Origin of the sequence: Oceanobacter kriegii DSM 6294, from assembly GCF_000422845.1 — a bacterium.
Lineage (GTDB): Bacteria > Pseudomonadota > Gammaproteobacteria > Pseudomonadales > Oceanobacteraceae > Oceanobacter > Oceanobacter kriegii.
The window spans coordinates 1-19,191 of sequence record NZ_AUGV01000003.1 but is presented as its reverse complement, the minus strand read 5'-3'; the positions used below and the strand labels follow the sequence as shown (position 1 = coordinate 19,191).

The following is a 19,191-nucleotide window of genomic DNA, read 5'->3' as shown; positions in this document are numbered from 1 at the left end:
TGGAGTGGTTCGGGTTACACACCCAGCAGGGCGTTGAGTTGGTCCTGCCGCGCATGTAATTGCTGCTGCGGCACTTCTTCGATGATGTGGCCGTGTTCCATCACGTAATGACGGTCGGCAATCGGCGCGGCGAAATGGAAGTTCTGTTCAACCAGCAGAATGGTCAGGCCACGCTGTTTGAGCTGCTGCAGCACCTCGCCAAGGCGCTGCACAATCACTGGCGCCAGGCCTTCGGTGATTTCGTCCAGCAGCAGGATGTTGGCGCCGGTGCGCATGATGCGGGCCAGCGCCAGCATCTGCTGTTCGCCACCGGACAGGCGGGTGCCCTGACTGTTGCGGCGTTCGGCCAGGTTCGGAAACATCTGGTAGATTTCTTCCAGCGGCATGCCGTCTGAACGCACGTCCGGCGGCAGCAGCAGGTTTTCCTCCACCGACAGGCTGGCGAAAATGCCGCGCTCTTCGGGGCAGAAACCCAGCCCCAGCCAGGCAATCTGGTGAGCGGGCAGGTCGATGGTTTCGCGGCCGTTGATCATGATGCTGCCGGTGCGGCGGCCAACCATGTTCATGATCGCCTTGAGGGTGGTGGATCGCCCGGCGCCGTTACGGCCCAGCAGGGTCACCAGTTCGCCCTGGTTCACGTACAGGTCGATGCCATGCAGGATGTGCGATTCGCCGTAAAAGGCATGCAGGTCGCTGATGCGGATTTTTTCGTCGCCAGCCACGTGTGGGGTGTGCTGGCTGTGTGTTTGCAGTGCGGCAGTGGCGGTATTCATGCGGCCACCTCCTGATCGGCGGCAACGCCCAGATAGGCTTCGCGTACACGAGGGTCGGCAGAGACGGTGGCGTAGTCACCTTCGGTAAGAATGGCGCCGCGTTGCAATACCGTTAGGCGGTCGGCCAGCCGCGACACCACTTGCAGGTTGTGCTCCACCATCAGGATGGTGCGGTTGTGACGGATCGACAGAATCAGCTCGGCAATGCGGTCGACGTCTTCATGGCCCATGCCCTGGGTGGGTTCGTCCAGCAACAGCATGTCGGGGTCGAGTGCCAGGGTGGTGGCAATTTCCAACGCTCGCTTACGGCCGTAAGACAGGTCCTGGGTGGTTACGCGGGCAAATTCCAGCAGTCCGACCGAATCCAGCAGTTGCTCTGCCCGTTCATTCAGCTGTTCCAGCACCCGCGCGGATTTCCAGAAATGAAAGCTGTTGCCTTGCTGCTGTTGCAGGGCAATGCGGACGTTGTCGAGCACGCTCAGTTTCGGGAACACCGCCGAGATCTGGAACGATCTCACCATGCCCTTGCGGGCAATCGCCGACGATTCCACCCGGGTGATGTCTTCACCGTTGAAATAAATGCTGCCGGTGGTCGGCGGCAGGTATTTGGTCAGCAGGTTGAACACCGTGGTCTTGCCTGCACCGTTGGGGCCGATCAGGGCGTGAATGTCGCCGCGGTGGACATTGAGGTTGACCTTGTCCACAGCGGTAAAGCCCTTGAACTCGCGGGTCAGGTCGCGGGTTTGCAATATCAGGTCGGTCATTGTTGCTCGGTCTCCAGTGTTATTTTTATTGCTGTACCGGCGTTCCGATGGCTGGGGTTAAGCCCTTGATCGGATTGTTTTTGAGGTTGTTGACGGCAGACTAGGGCAAGACTTTTTCCCGACTTTGTCGCAAATGTATCCAACTATTTCAGTGACCCGTTATGCCTGAGACCAAAGCCGAATCGGCCGTTTTTTCCTTGCTGCAACGGCTCTGGCGACCGCAGCCAGCGCGCTTGTCACGGCAGTTGTCGTTGCTGATTCGCGGCATTCTGGTGGTGGTGTTTGTGTTCGTGTATCTGTACACGGTGCCGATGATCAAACAGAAGGTGTTCGAGATAGAGCGTAATTCGGCGCGGCTGGTGCTGAACAATGTCTATGAAATTGCCGACCGCATGTACGCCGGTGTGGAGCAGTACCGCGAGCAGGCGCTGGAGGGCCAGAAAGGCGGTTTACGCAATGTGGTGGATCTGGCCGAGTCGTTTCTGGATTCTCATATGGAAGACGCCGCTCGCCGCGGGATTCCGCTGGCGCAGGCCCGAGCCAGTGCGTTTGATTATTTGCGTCGTTTCAGCTTCGGCAATAACGACTATCTGTGGGTGGTGGACTACGACATTCGGGTGCTGTCCCACCCTGATCCGCGCTTTGACGGCAAGCTGGCACCGGAGTCGCTGACGCCAAGGGAATCCGATACCCTGCGCCAGCTGGTGGAGCAGGCGCGTGCGGATGGTGCTGGTTTCTACCATTACCGCTGGCCGCGGCTGGATGGTCCGGACGAACTCGACAAGGTGTCATACGTACGGGCGTTACCCAAGTGGGGGCTGGTAATTGGTGCCGGGGTGTATCTCAACGATCTGGAACAGCAGGTGCAGCAGCGCAAACAGCTGGCGCTGGCGGAACTGCGCCAGGCGCTGGCGGAAATCAAAATTGCCCGCACCGGTTATCTGTATGTGTTCGACAGTCGAGGCTACATGCTGATTCACCCCAACGACAACCTCGATGGCGTGCGTTTTATCAGTCATCAGAATCCGATGTCGGGCAAGCCGATTTATCAGGAGCTGATGCAGGTCGCGGATACCGGCAAGGAGCTGCACTATCGCTGGGACAAGCCTGATGACCCCGACAACTACGCCTACGACAAGCTATCGCTGGTGCGCTATATCGAAGGCTTTGACTGGTACATCTGCTCTTCGGTGTATCTGGACGAGCTGCAATCCAGCTCTGAGCGGCTCAGCAGTCGCATCATGGTGCTGGCCGCAATCACCATGCTGGCCACGTTGCTGATTTCCAACTTCTTTGTGAACCGCATTACCCGTCCACTCAAACGCTTGGCAGAGACCGCTGTACGGGTGAAGGGGGGCGACCTTTCAGCACGCACCGGGCTGCGTCGTGATGACGAGATTGGCCTGCTGGCGTCCGGCTTTGATGCCATGGTGGAGCGGCTGGGCGATAACATCGACAGCCTCGATGCGGAAGTGCGGCAACGCACGGAACAGCTGTTGGCGTCGCACAACCAGGCCCAGCGCATGAGCGCGGTTGGCCAGCTGGCTGGTGGTCTGGCCCATGATTTCAATAACCTGCTGTCGATTGTGCAGGGCAATCTGGTGATTGCCCGCGAACGCTTTGGTGCTGACCAGCCAGAACTGGATGCCTTGTTGGCTCCGGCCGAACGGGCCGCGCGGCGGTCGGCCGACATTACCCACCGGTTGCTGGCGTTTGCCCGCCGCCAGCCGTTGCAGGCGGAGCCTGTGGCGGTCAAACGCTTGCTCGACGAAGCCGTTGAGCTATTGGCCAGCTCTTTCACCAGTCGCCATCAATTGCGTTATCAGGCGGCGCCGGGGCTGGCCTCGTGCATGGCCCGGCTGGACCCGGGGTTGATGGAAAATGCATTGGTTAATCTGGGCCTGAATGCCCGCGATGCAATGCCGGACGGCGGCACCCTGACGCTGTCGGCGGCGGTGATCGAACGGGTTGCTGCGGCAGAGCCAGATACGGCAGAACCTGAGTTTGATGAGCCGGTGCCGGACGGCCGTTACCTGCAGCTGCAGTTTATGGATCAGGGCAGCGGCTTTTCTGACGACGCCATGGCCAAGGCACTGGAACCCTTTTTCACCACCAAGCCGGGCCAACTCAACTCCGGCCTGGGACTGTCGATGGTGTTTGGGTTTGTGAAGCAATCCCACGGCTATCTGGCGCTGGCCAATCAGCCACAGGGAGGTGCCCGGGTTGTGGTGCTGTTGCCTGTGTGTCGCGCCGAATCTGAGTCAGAGGCCGATTTTGTATCCGCTGAAGCCACTTCTGCAGTCTCAGAAAACGTTCCGCATTCTGATGAAAAAACGGCCAACAGTGCAATCAACAGTGGCTTTGAAGGCAAGCTGTTTTTGTTGGTGGAGGACGACGCCGATGTCCGGCAGGTAGTGCGGCAGCAGTTGTTTAGTCTGGGTATCCACGTGCTGGAGGCCACTGATGCCGATGAAGCTCTACAACTGGCGATGGCCCTGCAACAGGCCAGCACCCCGCTGGATGGGGTGGTGTCGGATGTGATGATGCCGGGGGATATCAAAGGCACGGAACTGGCTGCTCGACTAAGGCAGCAACAGCCGCAGCTATTGATCCTGCTGATGAGCGGTTATGCTTTTGATGCCGCTGCGGCTGATCACAGCGGTGTTGTACATTGGCCACTGGTGCGAAAACCTTTCGATCGCAAGCAATTGCATCAGGCGCTGCTGCAGGCCAGCCAGAAGTCGTTGAGTCAGGATTCGGAGTCACTATGAAAGGACCAGCATTGATCTACGTGGTGGAAGACGATGCCGACATCGCCCGGCTGGTCAGTCAGGAGTTGCAGCGTTATTCCCACAAGGTTCAGACTTTTGCTTCCGGAGCCTTGTTGAACGCTGCTATCGCCCGTCAGGCGCCAAGGCTGTGCATTATTGATTTGGGCTTGCCTGATATGGACGGTCTGGCTCTGGTGCGGGAGCTGACCGAGCGGCAGGATATCGGGGTGTTGATCCTGTCCGGGCGGAATAGTTTGCCTGATCGGGTGTTAGGTCTGGAGCTCGGTGCCGACGATTACCTCAGCAAACCGTTTGATCCAAGAGAGCTGGTGGCCCGCGTTAACAGTATTCTGCGGCGTGTCAGTTTGGTGGATGCTACTGCGCCTATGAGCTCGGAACAGTCAGCTCGCATTGCTTTTTTCGATAACTGGCAGTTCGATGCTGCCACCTTACAGTTATTACATACCGACGGCCATGTGCAGGAGCTGAGTGCCGGTGAAGCTCGCTTGTTGCTGCAGCTGTTACAGCGGCCACGGCAGATCCTCAGCCGGGATGCCCTGCTTACTGGCAATGATGACGCCTTTGATCGCAGTATTGACGTGCGGATGTCCCGCATTCGCAAGAAAATTGAGCAAGACCCACGCTCGCCGAGGTTGGTGAAAACCGTGTATGGCATGGGCTATATGCTGACGGTTGACGTTCGCTGGACTTGATCAGGTATCAAACCGTGTCAGCAGGTTGTGCAAGGTGTCGGAGTCCTGGCTGAGTTTGTCGGCGTGGCGTTTGGAGTCGCTGCTTTGGCTGGCGGCGTCCTGACTGATGGCGCGGATGGTTTCGAGGTTCTGGCTGACTTCACTAACCGCGCCGGATTGTTCCTTGATGGAAGCGGCAATCTGTTGGCTCATGCCATGAATGGCACTGACCCGTGAGCAAACGTATTGCAGTTTTTCACGGGTTTGTTCGATCTGCTCCACGCTCGACTGCACGCCTTTCTGGCTGGTTTCCATCGAGCTTACGGCTTGTGCCGAGCCCTTCTGCAAACGCTCGATCATGCGTTGAATTTCTTCAGTGCTTTCGTGAGTACGCGACGCCAGGGTTCTTACTTCATCGGCCACAACGGCAAAGCCACGACCTTGTTCGCCAGCCCGGGCGGCCTCAATGGCAGCGTTGAGGGCCAGCAGGTTGGTCTGCTCGGCAATTTCCTGAATCACCGACAGTACCGAGCCAATATTGGTGGTTTCGGCGTCGAGGTCCTGAATCACCGTGTTGGCAGCCGCCATGTTGTTGGCCAGTTGGCCGATGGTGTGGGTGGCCTGCTGAATGGACGACGCCCCCTGATTGGCACTGCTTTCGGCTTCCTGAGAGGCGTTGGCGGCTTCGCGCGAGTAATCGGTAATCTGATCCATCGATGCCGTCATCTGGGTGGTGGCGGTGGCGATCATGTCGGTTTGTTGCTGTTGTTCGCGGGTGCCATCGGCCAGATTGCTGGACAGGCGGGCAAAGTTGTAGCCGGATTGCGCCATCGAGCTTGCGAGGGCATCGGCCTGACGGACCAGGGTTTTGACGCTGTCGAAGAACTTCAGGTATTCGCGGGTAATGTCGCCTTTGGGGTCGTCGATATGAACACTGAGGTTGATGCGGCCACCGGCGGTCAGTTGCTCGCCAAGTTCGCGCAGTTCCATGCCTTGCACAAACGAGGCTTTGTTTTTCTCGGTCAGGTACACCAGACAGCCGGTTTCAATCACCACATAAAGGGCATGCAGCAGCACCAGCTCCAGCGCTGAAATGCCGAGGTCGGCGTGGCTTTCAAACACGTAGACGGACGAGCCACTGTCCTGCCACAAGCCAAAGGCCAGATGGTGAACCGCGATGGTGCCAGCAGCGACCAGAATCGGCAGGCTGTCGCGGTAGGCCATTAATACTGCCAGCAGCACAAAGATGCCGAAGTGCAGCTCAATCAGGCCGTGGCCCTGGTGGATGTGCAGTGCCGCAAACACCATCAGGGCCGCAGCAAAGGTCATGCGGGTGAGGCGGGCGCCGGGCATGGCGCGCCATACCAGAATCGGCACAACCGCGCTGGGCAGACCGATCACCAACGCTTCGGTCCAGGTGTTGTGCCAGCTTGCCAGCAGTAGCGATACCACAAACAAGGCCGCACAGCAGACGGCAAAAAAACGGTCAATCTGAGCGTAATATTGGGTGAAGGAATTCGGGGTCATGTGGGAGCCTTGAGTGCGACAACATAACCCCAGTGTAGACCAGCGTGGGAACTGAGTTATTCAGAGAGCCCCTGGCGTTTTGCTTGCGCCATTCGGTAGGACTCAGGCTGAGCCAGCACCAGTGCTGACAGTGCCTGTGGCAACACCAGACTCTGGTGATCGCCGTACAGGTAAGACAGTATCGCAGCTGCCCATAACAGCAGCGGCAAGTAGCTGCTGGCCGCCGATGCCCCCGGCTGATCAGCAGATACGGGGATCAGACGGGCCGGTGCCCAGCACAGCAGCAGGGTAGCGGCACCGCCAATCAGGGTAACCAGTGCCACACTGTCGAGCACGTCGCCACGACGACCCAGTTCAAACACCACACACCAGCCCAGGAAAATCCGGCCCCAGGTCTGGCGGGTCCAATGTTGACGCAGGCGTTCAGCCAAGTGGGTTGATACCAGCAATGGCAAGGCGGCATACAGTCCCAGCTGGCTCATCAGCAATTGGGTACGGCCAAGGCCGTCGTTAGCATCGGTGCCAATCAGCAGCGCCAGTACATCGACCACGCCCAGCCCGAATAACATCAGCGCCGCAGCAAAGCGCCCGGCGGCAGAGCCGGGCCATTCATTGCCTTTGGTCGCAGGGCGGTTTTGCCAGCTGGCCACCGCGGCGACCAGCAATAGCGCAAGACTACTTACTACTTCAATCAAGCGACTTCCTCCCGGGGTTGGGCAGGCATCACAGGGATGCCATAACCTTGTCGGCGGCAGCAATGGTGAACTCGATGTCGTCTTCGGTGTGGGCCAGAGACATAAAGCCCGCTTCGAAGGCAGAAGGTGCCAGATACACGCCTTCTTCCAGCATACCGTGGAAGAACTTGCCGAAGCGTTCGGCATCGCACTGGTCGGCGACCTGACGGAAGTTCTCGACCTTGTCCAGCTCGGTGAAGAACAGGCCAAACATGGAGCCAGCGCGGTTGAAGGTGAACGGAATGCCGTGCTTGTCGGCCACCGCCTTGAAGCCGTCGGTCATTTGTTCAACACGGGCCGTCAGCTGCTCGTACACGCCGTCGCGCTGGATTTCTTTCAGCATCGCCAGACCGGCCGCCATTGCCAGTGGGTTACCGGACAGGGTACCGGCCTGATACACAGGACCCAGCGGAGCCAGGTGTTCCATGATTTCACGCTTGCCACCGAAGGCACCAACAGGCAGGCCGCCGCCGATTACCTTGCCCAGACAGGTCATGTCCGGAACGATGTCGTAGTAGGCCTGGGCACCACCCAGGGCAACGCGGAAGCCACTCATCACTTCGTCGAAGATCAGCACGATGCCGTGCACGGTGCAGAGCTCACGCAGACCTTGCAGGAAGGATTTGCTTGGCGGAATGCAGTTCATGTTGCCCGCCACTGGCTCAACGATCACACAGGCAATCTGGTCGCCCATTTTGGCAAAGCACTCGCGCACGTTGTCGAGGTCGTTGAAGTTCAGGGTGATTGTGTGCTCGGCAACGCTGGCTGGTACGCCCGGTGAGGTGGGTACGCCCAGAGTCATCATGCCGGAACCGGCTTTTACCAGCAGTGAGTCGGAGTGACCGTGGTAGCAGCCCTCGAATTTCACCATCTTGTCGCGGCCGGTGTAGCCACGGGCCAGACGAATCGCACTCATGGTGGCTTCGGTGCCGGAGTTCACCATCCGTACCATGTCCATCGATGGTAGCAGTTTGCACACTTCATCGGCCATGTCGCCTTCGATGGAGGTGGGCGCACCAAAGCTCAGGCCCAGCTCCATGCGGTCACGGATGGCATCCAGAATTTGTGGTGCGCTGTGACCCAGAATCATCGGTCCCCAGGAACCCACGTAGTCGACGTAGCGGTTGTTATCCACATCGTAAACATGGGCACCCTTGGCACGGTCGAAGAAGATTGGCGTGCCGCCAACGCCCTTGAACGCACGAACCGGCGAGTTAACACCGCCTGGAATGTGTTTCTGGGCAGTTTCAAACAGCGACTGGGACTTGGAGATGTTGTAGCTCATGAAGGTCTCTCTTGCGTCAGGCCAGCGGCGGCTGGCGTGGTCAAATGTATAACGGCGGTCCGGCGTCACGGTGGACGCCGGACTCAAATCAGAACGGTCTTACCACCACCAGAATGACAATGGCGATCAGCAGCAGCACTGGCACTTCGTTGAACCAACGAAACCAGACATGGCTGCGGGTGTTGCGGTCGTCACGGAAGACTTTTACCAGATGACCGCAGTAATGGTGGTAGCCAATCAGCAGCGCGACCAGGGTCAATTTGGCGTGCATCCAGTGAGTTGATACCAGGTAGTACTCCATGTTGAAGCTGATCAGCCACAAGCCAAGGGCGATCACGACCAGCATCGATGGCACCATGATGCCGCGGTATAACTTGCGCTCCATCACCTTGAAACGCTCACGGGATACCTCGTCTTCTGCCATGGCATGGTAAACGAACAGTCGTGGTAGATAGAAGATGCCTGCAAACCAGGTGATTACGGCAATGATATGAAAGGCTTTGATCCACAGCATAGTGTTGGTTTCCGTCGCTCATCGTGGGGTTGCCTGACAGCAGCTTGCAGCCACTGCCGGTTGCCGACGATACATGGCCGTCAGCGTATGGTTTGGGGCCGGTAGCGGTAATGACGTTCGATCATTTCCCGTGATACCAGGCCAACGCAAGGACCTGCACCCTTGCGTGAATCCGGGTCGCGACGATACACCGCCAGCCAGTTCAAGTCATGGCTTTGCATCAGGTCGAGAGCATCCTGCAAATTGTACTTCAACGAGATGGCTTCCACCGTATGGCGTTCGCCGGGAATGGCCAGCAAGTCGATGTCCGGGCTGGCGTCGGCCGGAAATTCCACCCCGGCGCGGGTTGTTGTAGCTGTGGCTGAGTCTGTTGCCGAGGTGTTTGTGCTGCCACCTGTGTCAGCGCTACCGGACGCATCGTCTGGGCTGTTACTCAACGCCTCGGCCAAGGCGGCGGTGGAAAGGATCACGTTGTCTTTCTCCAGCAGCACCCAGTCAGTACCCAATTGCAGCAGTTGGCTGGCCCCTTGCGAACTGATTTTGCGGCTGCTGACCGCGACCGAGCGGGACAGGGCTTCGGCCACCCAGGTGCTGTACAGCATTTGCTGAACCGGGTGCGGCACTTGATAGAGGTCGTTCTGCCCCAACTGGGCTCGGAAAATAGACGGCTGTTTGAAGATCTCACTGGCCACCAGAGTGGCAATCACAATGGCCAGCATGCCGGGCATGATGATGTGCGGATTGGCGGTCAGCTCCAGCAAGGCGACCAGCGCAGCCAGTGGTGCTCGCAATACAGCCCCCATCATGGCCCCCATGCCCAGCATCACATAAAAGCCAATCTCGGCTGGATAACCGGGCACCACCAACAGCGAAAATTGCCCCATGACACCGCCAACCAGGGCGCCGATAAACAGGGTAGGGCCAATCAATCCGGCGGGAAAACCGACGCCCGCAGCCCACGCCGCCAGCACCAGCTTGCCCAGCAGCAAGCCGATAAACAGCCCCATGCTGACGTCCCCTGCAAGGGCATGGTTAACGGTGTCGTAGCCGATGCCCATGATGCCCGGAAGCCACCAGGCAACCGCCGCTGTGGCCAGCGTCAGGCCGCCCCATTTAATCAGCAGTGGCTGTGGCGCCAGCCGCTGGAAGCGCTTCATCAGCAGGATAAACGCCGCTGATAACAGGCCGCAAATCAGCCCCAGGGCGATAACGTAAGGCAGCTCCAGCAGTGAGTGCATGGCCAGTGGCGGTACATCAAAGGCGGTGTTGCTGCCAAACACCAGCTGGCTGATCACGGCACCGGCCACTGACGCCAGAATGATCGGAATAAACCCGCGCAGGTTGTATTCCAGCAGCACCACTTCCATGGCAAAGATGACCCCCGCCATGGGGGTGTTGAACGACGCGGCAATGGCGCTGGCAACTCCGGCGCCCGCCAGAATGCGCAAGCGGTGGTGGGCAACTCCGGCGCTGGCCCCCAGCTGGCTGGCAGCTCCCGCTCCCAAATGAATGGCCGGGCCTTCACGGCCGACGCTGTGGCCACTTAACAGCGCAATCGCCGCCGCCACCCATTGCAGCAGTAAATTGGTTTTCGGCATGTAGCCCTGATGGCGTTCCATCCGAATCAGCACGTGGGTCACACCAACACTGCGTTGTTCCGGCTTCAGGGGCTGAAAAATGGCAACCAGCAGCAGCCCGCCAGTAACCAGTAGACCGATTCGGGTCAGTTGCGCGAGGGCTTCGTAATCGTCTTCGCTGCTCATCGGCAGGAAAATTTCCAACGGCCATTCAATCGCCAGTCGGAACAGGGTGATGACCAGTGCTGCCGCAATACCCGCCGCCAGTGCCAGAATCGACAGCCCCAGTTGGTTGTCCGACATGGTCAATTGGTTGAGCCAGTGCTGGCATTTCTGCATCAGAGCCAAGGCAATTCCCTGCTGGTGGCGACGTTCGGATAACGCGGTCAGGCGTTGTCATCGGAACGGGCGATTTGGTATTGGAGTGATCAGCCGTCTATGGTGACAGGCATCGTTAAAAATCAAAAGGGGACCCTCTGAATAACTCTGCACAGCTCTGCGCGAGTCCTGCAGGTTGTCAGAACAAGGCGGCGAATGCAGCGGAATGGCTGGCCCTTTCCAATTTCGCCAACACTGTTCTGGCGGGCTGCAGGCCGCGCCCTGCGGGGATGGCAGGGCCTTGCTGACTCTGTGTCGCTGATTTTTGACTTGACCCGTCAGGCCTGCAAATCAGCTTCGTGACTCAGCTTCGCCCTGTCATCCAGAGCGGGCACCGAGTTGTTCAGAGGGTCCCAGGTCAATCCCAAGGACCATTGCACAGCATGGATTTGGCAAGTCCGGGTTGGCAAGTTGCTCTATAAATAGCCGAAAGAAGCGGTATGATAAGCGGTTTGAATACAGGGCTTACTGCCGCCCCATTTTGCAGGCAGACAAGGCATAAGAGGTGATGAAGTGATCAAGGTAGGTATTGTTGGCGGCACCGGATACACAGGCGTAGAACTGCTGCGTATTCTGGTAAACCATCCGGAAGCGCAACTGCACGTGATCACTTCCCGAAGCGAAGCTGGCGTGCCGGTAGCCGACATGTACCCGAACCTGCGCGGCCACACCGATATTTGCTTCAGTGTGCCTGATACCAACACCCTTGGTGAGTGTGATGTGGTGTTCTTTGCCACCCCACACGGTGTCGCGCATTCACTGGCCGAAGAAATTCTGGCTACCGGTACTCGCGTGATCGACCTGTCTGCCGACTTCCGTATCCAGGATGCGGATGAATGGGAGAAATGGTACGGCCAGCCGCATGGTGCCCGTGGTCTGTTGCCGGAAGCCGTTTACGGTTTGCCGGAACTGAAGCGTGACGACATTCGCAACGCCCGCCTGATTGCGGTTCCGGGCTGTTACCCAACGTCTGTCCAGTTGGGCCTGATGCCTCTGCTGGAAAACAACCTGCTGCCAGAGCAAACCATCATTGCCGACTGTAAGTCCGGTGTGTCCGGTGCTGGCCGTGGTGCCAAGGTGGGTTCGCTGTTGTGTGAAACCAGCGAATCCATGATGGCCTATGCGGTGAAAGGTCACCGTCATCTGCCAGAAATCAAGCAGGGTCTGGGCTGGATGGCTGGCAAGCCGGTGGGCCTGACGTTTGTGCCGCACCTGACGCCGATGATCCGTGGTATTCACTCCACCATGTACGCATTTGCTCCGGACCTGCCTGCCGATTTCGATCTGCAAGGCCTGTACGAACAGCGCTACGCCAACGAGCCATTCGTCGATGTAATGCCAGCTGGCAGCCACCCGGCGACCCGTTCAGTAAAAGGCAGCAACATGTGTCGTATTGCTGTGCATCGTCATGTTGAAACCGGCCAGATTGTGGTGTTGTCGGTGATCGACAACCTGGTAAAAGGTGCGTCGGGTCAGGCGGTTCAGAACATGAACCTGATGTTCGGTCTGGACGAACTGACCGGTTTGAACCACGTGGCCTTGATGCCGTAAGCCGCCTGTCGGGTAAGGACTGCTGTCATGACGCTGAGGAAAGGTTCGGTTGTACAAGGTAGCCAGCAAGACGAGCTGGTGATTGTTCGCCATCGCCCCGGGCATGCCCGCAGGGCATTGTTCTGGCGTTTGGTGAGCTTGGTGGTGGTTGCTGCAGCGGCATTTGCCGCCGCCTGGTTCTACAACATTGATACCGTCAAACGTCTGCGTGCTGAACGTGACACCTTGCAGTCGTCGTTGCAGAACAATCAGGCCAGTATCGATATGCTGAGCCAACAGGTGGGCATTCTTGAAAAAGGTGGCCAGGTGGATCGTCAGGCAGCCGACAGCGTGCGGGAGTCCATTCGTTCACTGGAAGATCAGGTGGATGGCTTGGAAGAAGAGCTGGCGTTTTACAAAAGCATCATGGACCCGGCAGCCGTCACCAAGGGCCTGAAGATTCACAGTCTGAGCATTCAACCGGGCGATGGCCAGCAGGCTGGCTATCGCCTCATGCTGACCCAGGTCAGCGACAACGGCACCGTGGTGGAAGGGTATGCCCACGTGACGCTGCAAGGCAGTCAGGGCGATCAGACGGTCAGCTATGCTCTGTCTGATCTCAGCGACTCGGTGCCGTCCGAAGGCATTTTATTCCGCTTCCGTTACTTCCAGGAAGCGACTGGAACCATCGCCTTGCCGGAGGGCTTCACACCATCGAAGGTGCTGGTGGTGGCTGATTCGACCGGCCGTAAGGCACGTAAAATTGAAGCAACATTTGATTGGCCAACCCAGTAAGGTAACACCATGTTCAGTGCTAAAGAAAAGAGTTCGAATGTGCAGTACGACACCGTTATTTCTGCCAAAACTGAAATTACCGGCGACGTTCGTTTTTCGGGTGGGGTCAATATCGATGGCGTGATCAAGGGCAACCTGACCGCCGACGGTTCTGGCAGTGCGGTACTGCGCGTCAGCAACAAGGGCCGTGTTGAAGGCGACATTCATGCGCCGAACATCATCATTAATGGTGAAATCAACGGCAATATTTATGCATCGGAATACATTGAATTGGCCAAAGATGCCCGCATCACAGGTGATGTGCATTACAAGGCCATGGAAATGGTGATGGGCGCGTCGGTGAATGGCCAGCTCAAGCATCAGGCCGACGGCAAAGCCGCCAAAGGCAAGCCGGTACAGACTGTCTCTGAAAGTAAAGTTGACTGATTTGCTCAGGTAAACGCATAATTTAACCACTCTGAACAGGACCCGAAAGCCCAATATGACCGTATTGAACGCCGAACCCATTGAACTCTCCAGCAACGCCGAAGCCAAGGTGCGTGAGCTGCTGCTTGAAGAAGCAGACGATGAGCTGTGTCTGCGGGTATTTGTAACCGGTGGCGGTTGTTCCGGCTTTCAGTATGGCTTTACCTTTGACGACGAGCGCGCCGAAGACGACAGCCTGATTAGCCGTGATGGCGTTCGGGTGCTGGTGGACTCACTCAGCTACAGCTATCTGGTGGGTTCTGTGATTGACTACCAGGAGGGCCTGGAAGGCTCACGTTTTCTGGTTCATAACCCATCCGCAACCTCAACGTGTGGTTGCGGTTCCTCTTTCTCTGTCTGATTAACAGTGGGGTGCAAGATGCACCAACGTTTTTCCCTCAGTGCAAGAATTCTGCGAGGAATTCGATTTTCTCTTCTGACGCTGTGTGCCAGTGCCCTGTGCACCACGGCACCGGCCTATGCCAATGACGTCCAGCACGCAGAACACGCCAGTGCGACGGTGTTGGAACCCGTGGTTAACGACAACGCCCGTTTTCTGGCCGCCATTCAGCTGCATTCCGCCGACGAATTACGCGACCTGATGTTTCGGGCCGAGAAAATGGTAACCAACTACGATGGTTACGCCAGCCGCGAGCCGATTGCGTTTGTATTGCGGGGGGAAGAGCTGCGCCTGTTCACCCGTGACAACTACGAAGCCAATCGGGATCTGATTGATACCGCCGCCCGTCTGGAAGCCTTCGGAGTGGTCGACTTCAAGGCTTGCGAGGGTTGGATGGTGCAGAACCACCTGGATCGTGATGAGCTGCCTGCCTTTATCGACTACGTCGAAAACGGCGAGCAGGAAGTTCAGCGCCTGCAAACCTCCGGCTACGCCTGGTTCTGAGGCAAGCGTTTTCCTAACCAAAGACCTTTTGGGTAAACGCCGAAGATCAGGCTAGCTAGGTCAGGCTGGGTATACAGCCCCCAGAATCCGATCGCCGCGGGCACCTGTGACCGCGGGTAAATTTCCTGCCAGGCCATTCAGTGTCTGAGCGGCCAGCCAGGCGAACGCGGCCCCTTCCACCCATAGCGGATGAATGCCCCGTTGTTCGGTGTCCATAACCTGATGATGCGGCAACAAGGCGGCCAGTCGATTCATCAAGTGCTGATTAAACGCCCCTCCACCGCATACCAGTAGCTCCCCTTGCGAATGGCCATAGCGGTTTACTGCGTCTGCAATGCTGCGGGCGGTGAACTCAGTCAGCGTCGCCAGTGCATCGGCGGCAGACAGCGTTTGCAGGTCACCCTCAAAGGCCGACAGCCGAAACAGCTCTCGCCCGGTGCTCTTTGGTGGCGTCTGATGCAGGAAGTCGAGCGTCAGCCACTGCTGCAATACCTCGTCAGCAACCTTCCCTGTAGCGGCCAGCTGGCCGCCCATATCGCACGACTGCTGCAAGCGCGTCTGGCAATACTCGTCCATCAGGGCGTTGCCCGGCCCGGTATCAAAGCCGAGAGTATCAGCGCCTTTCAGTACACTGATGTTGGCGATGCCACCGATATTTAACGCCATGGTGTCGATGTCTGATCCGCCAAACACTTGTTGGTGAAACGCCGGTACTAAGGGTGCACCCTGGCCGCCGGCCGCAACGTCCCGTCGACGGAAGTCAGCAACGCAACAAATGCCGGTGTGTTCAGCAATCCACGATGGGTCGCCAATCTGCCAGGTAACGCCGCCAGGTTGGCTTTGATGACGCAGGGTATGGCCATGACTGCCAACAGCACAGATGCCGTTGGGCTTGAGCTGTGTTTGCTCCAGCAGGGTTTGCACCAGCTCAACCGAACGCTCGGCAATAAAGCGGTCCATCAACATGATGTCGCTGACCGCTAATGTCGGTGCCAGCGCCGCGTCGCGCAGCCAACGTGTTTCTGATGGCGAATAGTCCAACGATTCACAAGCCAGAGTACGAAAGGCGGTGCCTATGTACTCGCACAACACGGCATCCATGCCATCGGCACTGGTACCGGACATCAAACCAATATAAAGCCCGTGTTTGTTCTGATTCAGCGTGTTGGTCATGGCAGTGCACTGACCTGATAGCCATGCAGCCACATCAGCATGGCATTGGCTTTCTTGAGGAAGTCGTCTTTCTCGCTGGAGGCAATGGACTTGGCCTTGGGAAACTTGAAGGTCAGTGAGTCGCGGAATACGCCATCGACGCGGAACTCATAGTGCAGGTGCGGGCCAGTGGCAGCACCGGTCGAGCCAACGTAGCCAATCACCTGTCCCTGCTTCACGTAACGGCCAACCTTGGTTGAACGATGAAAGCTGTTTAAATGGGCGTAACGGGTTTCATAGCGATTGTTGTGTTTGATGATGATCAGGTTGCCGTAGGTGCCCTTACGGCTGGCCCAGGTAATACGGCCATCACCCACGGCTTTGACCGGTGTACCGGTAGGGGCTGCGTAATCCGTCCCTTTGTGGGCGCGGATGGTGTTGTAGATAGGATGCTTGCGTCGCAGGTTAAAGCGCGAGCTGATGCGGAAGAAGTCGATCGGGTTACGCAGAAACTCCTTCCGCATGCTCAGACCTTCCGGGGTGTAGTAGTTGGCATTACCCTGATCGTCTTCGTAGCGCACCGCGGTAATCTCACGGCCCTGATTCACAAAGCGGGCGATCTTGATGTCGCCGTTGCCAATCTTTTCGCCATCAAGATAGATCTCGTCGTAAATCAGACTGAAAGAATCGCCCTTGCGAATGTCCATGGCGAAGTCGATGTCCCAGCCGAAGATGGCAGCCAGTTCAATCAATACCTGTTCCGGCACGCCAGCACGGTCGCCATCCAGAAACAGCGAGTTATTGATCTCGGCGCTGGCAAAGCGAGGCACATGATCCGCTTCGCGCTCGGCCAGTTGATAATCGAAAGTACCTTTTTCAGAGCGCGACAGTACATGCTTCGCCAGTGGCGAGATCGGAATCTCAAGGGTCTGAATGCGGTTATCCCAGTTGGTGGTCCAACGCAGCTCCTGGCCCGGGTACAGGCGAATGGCTTCCTTCGGGGCTTGTGATGCCAGTTCAATCACATCAACCGCCGACAGCGAATTCCGTGAGAACAGGGTCGACAGACTGTCGCCGGATTGCACCTTGTCGCTGTGCCACTGCACGGTCTCTTCTTCTGCCGCTGCTTCTGCATTGTCCGGGATTGCCACGGTCAATGTTGTGGTCAGGCGGTCATCCGGGGTGGGCCATAACAACGCCACCAGAATCAGAATAAGGGTAATAGCGGCACCAAGAAGGTGGGTGGCGGGGAAGTACTGAAGGGGACTGCTTGTCTGTGCCATGAGGGGCAGGAATTCCTGAACTGGTATATCTCTTATCAACATCTTAGCGGTTGCGGAGATTTTAACCAGTGGGCAGTCCCTTGATTTTGCACCTCGATCAGGTATGTTCGATGCCCCTTTTTACTAGACACAAAAACACGCCATGACAGCTGCATTGATCGAAGATTTGAAAGCGCGCGGCTTGCTGAACCAGGCAACCGCTGACCAGGAGCTTATTGACCACTTGGAGAGCGGCATGCGCACTCTGTATTGTGGCTTCGATCCAACCGCCGACAGTCTGCATATTGGCAGCCTGGTGCCGTTGCTGATGTTGAAGCGTTTTCAACTGGCAGGTCACAAGCCATTCGCACTGGTAGGTGGCGCAACCGGCCTGATCGGTGACCCAAGCTTCAAGGCTCAGGAACGTAAGCTGAATGGCCCTGAAGTGGTGGCAGGCTGGGTTGATAAGCTGAAAGCCCAGGTAAGCCAGTTCATCGACTTCGATAGCGGCGACAACAGCGCGGTTGTAGTGAACAACCTCGATTGGGTTGGCAACATGAGCGTGCTCGACTTCCTGCGTGATGTTGGCAAGCACTTCAGTGTCAACAACATGATTCAGAAAGAATCCGTGAAGCAGCGTATCGAACGCGAAGGCTCCGGTATCTCTTTTACCGAATTCACCTATATGTTGCTGCAATCCTTCGATTTCGCCGAGCTGGCCGAGCGTGAAGGCCTGACCCTGCAAATTGGTGGTTCTGACCAGTGGGGTAACATTGTTGGTGGTGTCGACCTGGCTCGTCGTATGTATGGCAAGCAGGTATTCGGCCTGACCATGCCGTTGGTTACCAAGTCGGATGGCACCAAGTTCGGTAAGACCGAGAGCGGCACTATTTGGCTGGACGCCAGTAAGACGTCGCCGTACGCGTTCTACCAGTTCTGGATGAATACCGCCGACGCTGACGCCTACAAATTCCTTAAATACTTCACCTTCTTGCCGGTTGAAGAGATCGATGCCATCGAACAAAAAGATGCCGAGATTCAGGGTCGTAAGACCGTACAACCGATTCTGGCCGAAGAAGTGACCCGTCTGGTCCACGGTGATGAAGCACTGGCTTCTGCCAAGCGCATTACCGAAGCCTTGTTTGCTGGCGACATCTCCCAGCTGAGCGAAGCTGAGCTGGAACAGATCAAACTCGACGGCCTGCCATCCAGCGACCTGGATTTGGCAGCGATTGCTGAAACACCAATGACCAGCCTGTTTGCAGACTGCGGCATGGTAAAAGCTGGCCGTGAAGTAAAAGACGCCCTCGGCCGTAACGCGGTTCTGATCAATGGCGAAGCCAAAGGTGCTGAGGACAACATGAAGACCGCTGAGAGCTTTGCTGCAGATAAGGCTCTATATGGTCGCTTCTTCCTGGTGAAACTGGGCAAGAAGAAGTACCACCTGTTTGAAGTGAAATAATTTCAAAAAAGGTGTTGACGCCGCGCAGGATATCCGTAGAATGCGCGGCACTTGAGTTGAGGCGCTCCAAGGCGTTGAAAACAAAAGAAAAAAGAGGTTGACACTCTCGAGAATATCTCTAGAATGCGCGCCTCGAAGTTGATCGAAAAGCTTTCCAGAAAGCGCTTCGAAAAACTTTTAAAAAAGTGGTTGACATCGAGATTTAAGTCTTTAGAATGCGCAGCCCGCTTCGAGTGAAAACAACGAAGCACGCTCTTTAACAAAGAATTTAGACAATTACGTGTGGGTGCTTACTGAGATGATTTTGAAGTCAAAAATTATCAAGTAAGAACTCGTCGATAATTCATTTACGTGAATGTTAACAGTTTTATTCTTGAGCAAGATTTAGATCGACATATTCCGTCGGTCGAAACACTTTAAACTGAAGAGTTTGATCATGGCTCAGATTGAACGCTGGCGGCAGGCTTAACACATGCAAGTCGAGCGGTAACAGAGATAGCTTGCTATCTGCTGACGAGCGGCGGACGGGTGAGTAACGCGTAGGAATCTGCCCAGTAGTGGGGGACAACAGTTGGAAACGACTGCTAATACCGCATACGCCCTACG

Annotated in this window: 17 protein-coding genes and 1 rRNA gene; 9 read left to right on the top strand and 9 right to left on the bottom strand. The window is 57.0% G+C overall.

Annotation, left to right across the window (positions count from 1 at the left end; genetic code table 11):
* Positions 1-14: 14 nt before the first annotated feature.
* Positions 15-773 (bottom strand): ABC transporter ATP-binding protein, encoded by a 759-nt coding sequence (locus tag G516_RS0100090; protein WP_084644761.1) that lies wholly within the window; start codon positions 771-773, stop codon positions 15-17.
* Complete coding sequence (locus tag G516_RS0100085) at positions 770-1,537, bottom strand: ABC transporter ATP-binding protein (RefSeq protein ID WP_028291917.1); 768 nt, start codon at positions 1,535-1,537, stop codon at positions 770-772. Before G516_RS0100085 ends, G516_RS0100090 begins: the two co-directional genes overlap by 4 nt.
* Before the next feature lie 161 nt (positions 1,538-1,698).
* Between G516_RS0100085 and G516_RS0100080 the strand changes: the two genes are divergently transcribed.
* Positions 1,699-4,308 carry a cache domain-containing protein gene (locus G516_RS0100080; protein WP_211225035.1) on the top strand — a complete coding sequence of 870 codons (2,610 nt, stop codon included), beginning with the start codon at positions 1,699-1,701 and terminating at the stop codon, positions 4,306-4,308.
* Complete coding sequence (locus G516_RS0100075) at positions 4,305-5,021, top strand: response regulator transcription factor (RefSeq protein WP_028291915.1); 717 nt, start codon at positions 4,305-4,307, stop codon at positions 5,019-5,021. The genes G516_RS0100080 and G516_RS0100075 overlap by 4 nt, the downstream gene beginning before the upstream one ends.
* On the opposite strand, the gene G516_RS0100070 is transcribed toward G516_RS0100075, so the two are convergent.
* The 5 genes from G516_RS0100070 to G516_RS0100050 all read right to left on the bottom strand — a co-directional run bounded on the left by G516_RS0100070 (position 5,022) and on the right by G516_RS0100050 (position 10,940).
* A complete protein-coding gene (locus G516_RS0100070; RefSeq protein WP_028291914.1) occupies positions 5,022-6,527 on the bottom strand; it encodes a methyl-accepting chemotaxis protein in 1,506 nt (501 codons plus the stop codon).
* Between the two features lie 56 nt (positions 6,528-6,583).
* Positions 6,584-7,222: a hypothetical protein gene (locus tag G516_RS0100065; RefSeq protein ID WP_028291913.1), complete on the bottom strand. Its 639-nt coding sequence runs from the start codon at positions 7,220-7,222 to the stop codon at positions 6,584-6,586.
* 28 nt (positions 7,223-7,250) lie between these two features.
* A complete protein-coding gene (gene hemL, locus G516_RS0100060) occupies positions 7,251-8,546 on the bottom strand; it encodes a glutamate-1-semialdehyde 2,1-aminomutase (RefSeq protein WP_245582573.1) in 1,296 nt (431 codons plus the stop codon).
* 88 nt (positions 8,547-8,634) lie between these two features.
* On the bottom strand, positions 8,635-9,060 hold the full coding sequence (gene hemJ, locus G516_RS0100055) for a protoporphyrinogen oxidase HemJ (protein ID WP_028291911.1): 426 nt from the start codon (positions 9,058-9,060) through the stop codon (positions 8,635-8,637).
* Positions 9,061-9,140: 80 nt separating this feature from the next.
* The gene (locus G516_RS0100050) at positions 9,141-10,940 is read right to left on the bottom strand and encodes a chloride channel protein (RefSeq protein ID WP_169449477.1); all 1,800 of its coding nucleotides are present in this window, start codon (positions 10,938-10,940) and stop codon (positions 9,141-9,143) included.
* Between the two features lie 588 nt (positions 10,941-11,528).
* Here G516_RS0100050 and argC point away from each other — a divergent pair.
* From argC to G516_RS20365, 5 genes are read left to right on the top strand one after another with little or no spacing between them, the layout of a single operon-like run.
* The gene (gene argC, locus G516_RS0100045; protein ID WP_028291909.1) at positions 11,529-12,566 is read left to right on the top strand and encodes an N-acetyl-gamma-glutamyl-phosphate reductase; all 1,038 of its coding nucleotides are present in this window, start codon (positions 11,529-11,531) and stop codon (positions 12,564-12,566) included.
* Between the two features lie 27 nt (positions 12,567-12,593).
* Positions 12,594-13,340, top strand: a complete 747-nt coding sequence (locus tag G516_RS20375) for a DUF6776 family protein (RefSeq protein WP_051218776.1) — start codon at positions 12,594-12,596, stop codon at positions 13,338-13,340.
* Positions 13,341-13,349: 9 nt separating this feature from the next.
* Positions 13,350-13,766 (top strand): bactofilin family protein, encoded by a 417-nt coding sequence (locus G516_RS20370; protein WP_036533676.1) that lies wholly within the window; start codon positions 13,350-13,352, stop codon positions 13,764-13,766.
* A gap of 55 nt (positions 13,767-13,821) precedes the next feature.
* Positions 13,822-14,166, top strand: a complete 345-nt coding sequence (gene erpA / locus G516_RS0100030; RefSeq protein ID WP_028291908.1) for an iron-sulfur cluster insertion protein ErpA — start codon at positions 13,822-13,824, stop codon at positions 14,164-14,166.
* 18 nt (positions 14,167-14,184) lie between these two features.
* Entirely contained in the window at positions 14,185-14,709 is a 525-nt protein-coding gene (locus tag G516_RS20365; RefSeq protein WP_051218775.1) for a DsrE family protein, read from the top strand.
* 60 nt (positions 14,710-14,769) lie between these two features.
* Here G516_RS20365 and G516_RS0100020 read toward each other — a convergent pair whose 3' ends face one another.
* Positions 14,770-15,882 carry an anhydro-N-acetylmuramic acid kinase gene (locus tag G516_RS0100020; protein ID WP_051218774.1) on the bottom strand — a complete coding sequence of 371 codons (1,113 nt, stop codon included), beginning with the start codon at positions 15,880-15,882 and terminating at the stop codon, positions 14,770-14,772.
* Positions 15,879-17,144: a peptidoglycan DD-metalloendopeptidase family protein gene (locus G516_RS0100015; protein ID WP_028291906.1), complete on the bottom strand. Its 1,266-nt coding sequence runs from the start codon at positions 17,142-17,144 to the stop codon at positions 15,879-15,881. Before G516_RS0100015 ends, G516_RS0100020 begins: the two co-directional genes overlap by 4 nt.
* A gap of 142 nt (positions 17,145-17,286) precedes the next feature.
* On the opposite strand from G516_RS0100015, the gene tyrS reads away from it, so the two are divergent.
* Both tyrS and G516_RS0100005 read left to right on the top strand, forming a co-directional pair.
* Complete coding sequence (tyrS, locus tag G516_RS0100010) at positions 17,287-18,585, top strand: tyrosine--tRNA ligase (protein WP_028291905.1); 1,299 nt, start codon at positions 17,287-17,289, stop codon at positions 18,583-18,585.
* Positions 18,586-19,003: 418 nt separating this feature from the next.
* A 16S ribosomal RNA gene (locus G516_RS0100005) occupies positions 19,004-19,191 on the top strand; the annotation flags it as partial.

What these genes read in the sequence shown, in the direction of transcription:
- G516_RS0100090 (WP_084644761.1), bottom strand. Translation starts at nt 773, where the DNA reads ATGAATACCGCCACTGCCGCACTGCAAACACACAGCCAGCACACCCCA.
- G516_RS0100085 (WP_028291917.1), bottom strand. Translation starts at nt 1,537, where the DNA reads ATGACCGACCTGATATTGCAAACCCGCGACCTGACCCGCGAGTTCAAG.
- G516_RS0100080 (WP_211225035.1), top strand. Translation starts at nt 1,699, where the DNA reads ATGCCTGAGACCAAAGCCGAATCGGCCGTTTTTTCCTTGCTGCAACGG.
- G516_RS0100075 (WP_028291915.1), top strand. Translation starts at nt 4,305, where the DNA reads ATGAAAGGACCAGCATTGATCTACGTGGTGGAAGACGATGCCGACATC.
- G516_RS0100070 (WP_028291914.1), bottom strand. Translation starts at nt 6,527, where the DNA reads ATGACCCCGAATTCCTTCACCCAATATTACGCTCAGATTGACCGTTTT.
- hemL (WP_245582573.1), bottom strand. Translation starts at nt 8,546, where the DNA reads ATGAGCTACAACATCTCCAAGTCCCAGTCGCTGTTTGAAACTGCCCAG.
- hemJ (WP_028291911.1), bottom strand. Translation starts at nt 9,060, where the DNA reads ATGCTGTGGATCAAAGCCTTTCATATCATTGCCGTAATCACCTGGTTT.
- G516_RS0100050 (WP_169449477.1), bottom strand. Translation starts at nt 10,940, where the DNA reads ATGTCGGACAACCAACTGGGGCTGTCGATTCTGGCACTGGCGGCGGGT.
- G516_RS20375 (WP_051218776.1), top strand. Translation starts at nt 12,594, where the DNA reads ATGACGCTGAGGAAAGGTTCGGTTGTACAAGGTAGCCAGCAAGACGAG.
- G516_RS20370 (WP_036533676.1), top strand. Translation starts at nt 13,350, where the DNA reads ATGTTCAGTGCTAAAGAAAAGAGTTCGAATGTGCAGTACGACACCGTT.
- erpA (WP_028291908.1), top strand. Translation starts at nt 13,822, where the DNA reads ATGACCGTATTGAACGCCGAACCCATTGAACTCTCCAGCAACGCCGAA.
- G516_RS20365 (WP_051218775.1), top strand. Translation starts at nt 14,185, where the DNA reads ATGCACCAACGTTTTTCCCTCAGTGCAAGAATTCTGCGAGGAATTCGA.
- G516_RS0100020 (WP_051218774.1), bottom strand. Translation starts at nt 15,882, where the DNA reads ATGACCAACACGCTGAATCAGAACAAACACGGGCTTTATATTGGTTTG.
- G516_RS0100015 (WP_028291906.1), bottom strand. Translation starts at nt 17,144, where the DNA reads ATGGCACAGACAAGCAGTCCCCTTCAGTACTTCCCCGCCACCCACCTT.
- tyrS (WP_028291905.1), top strand. Translation starts at nt 17,287, where the DNA reads ATGACAGCTGCATTGATCGAAGATTTGAAAGCGCGCGGCTTGCTGAAC.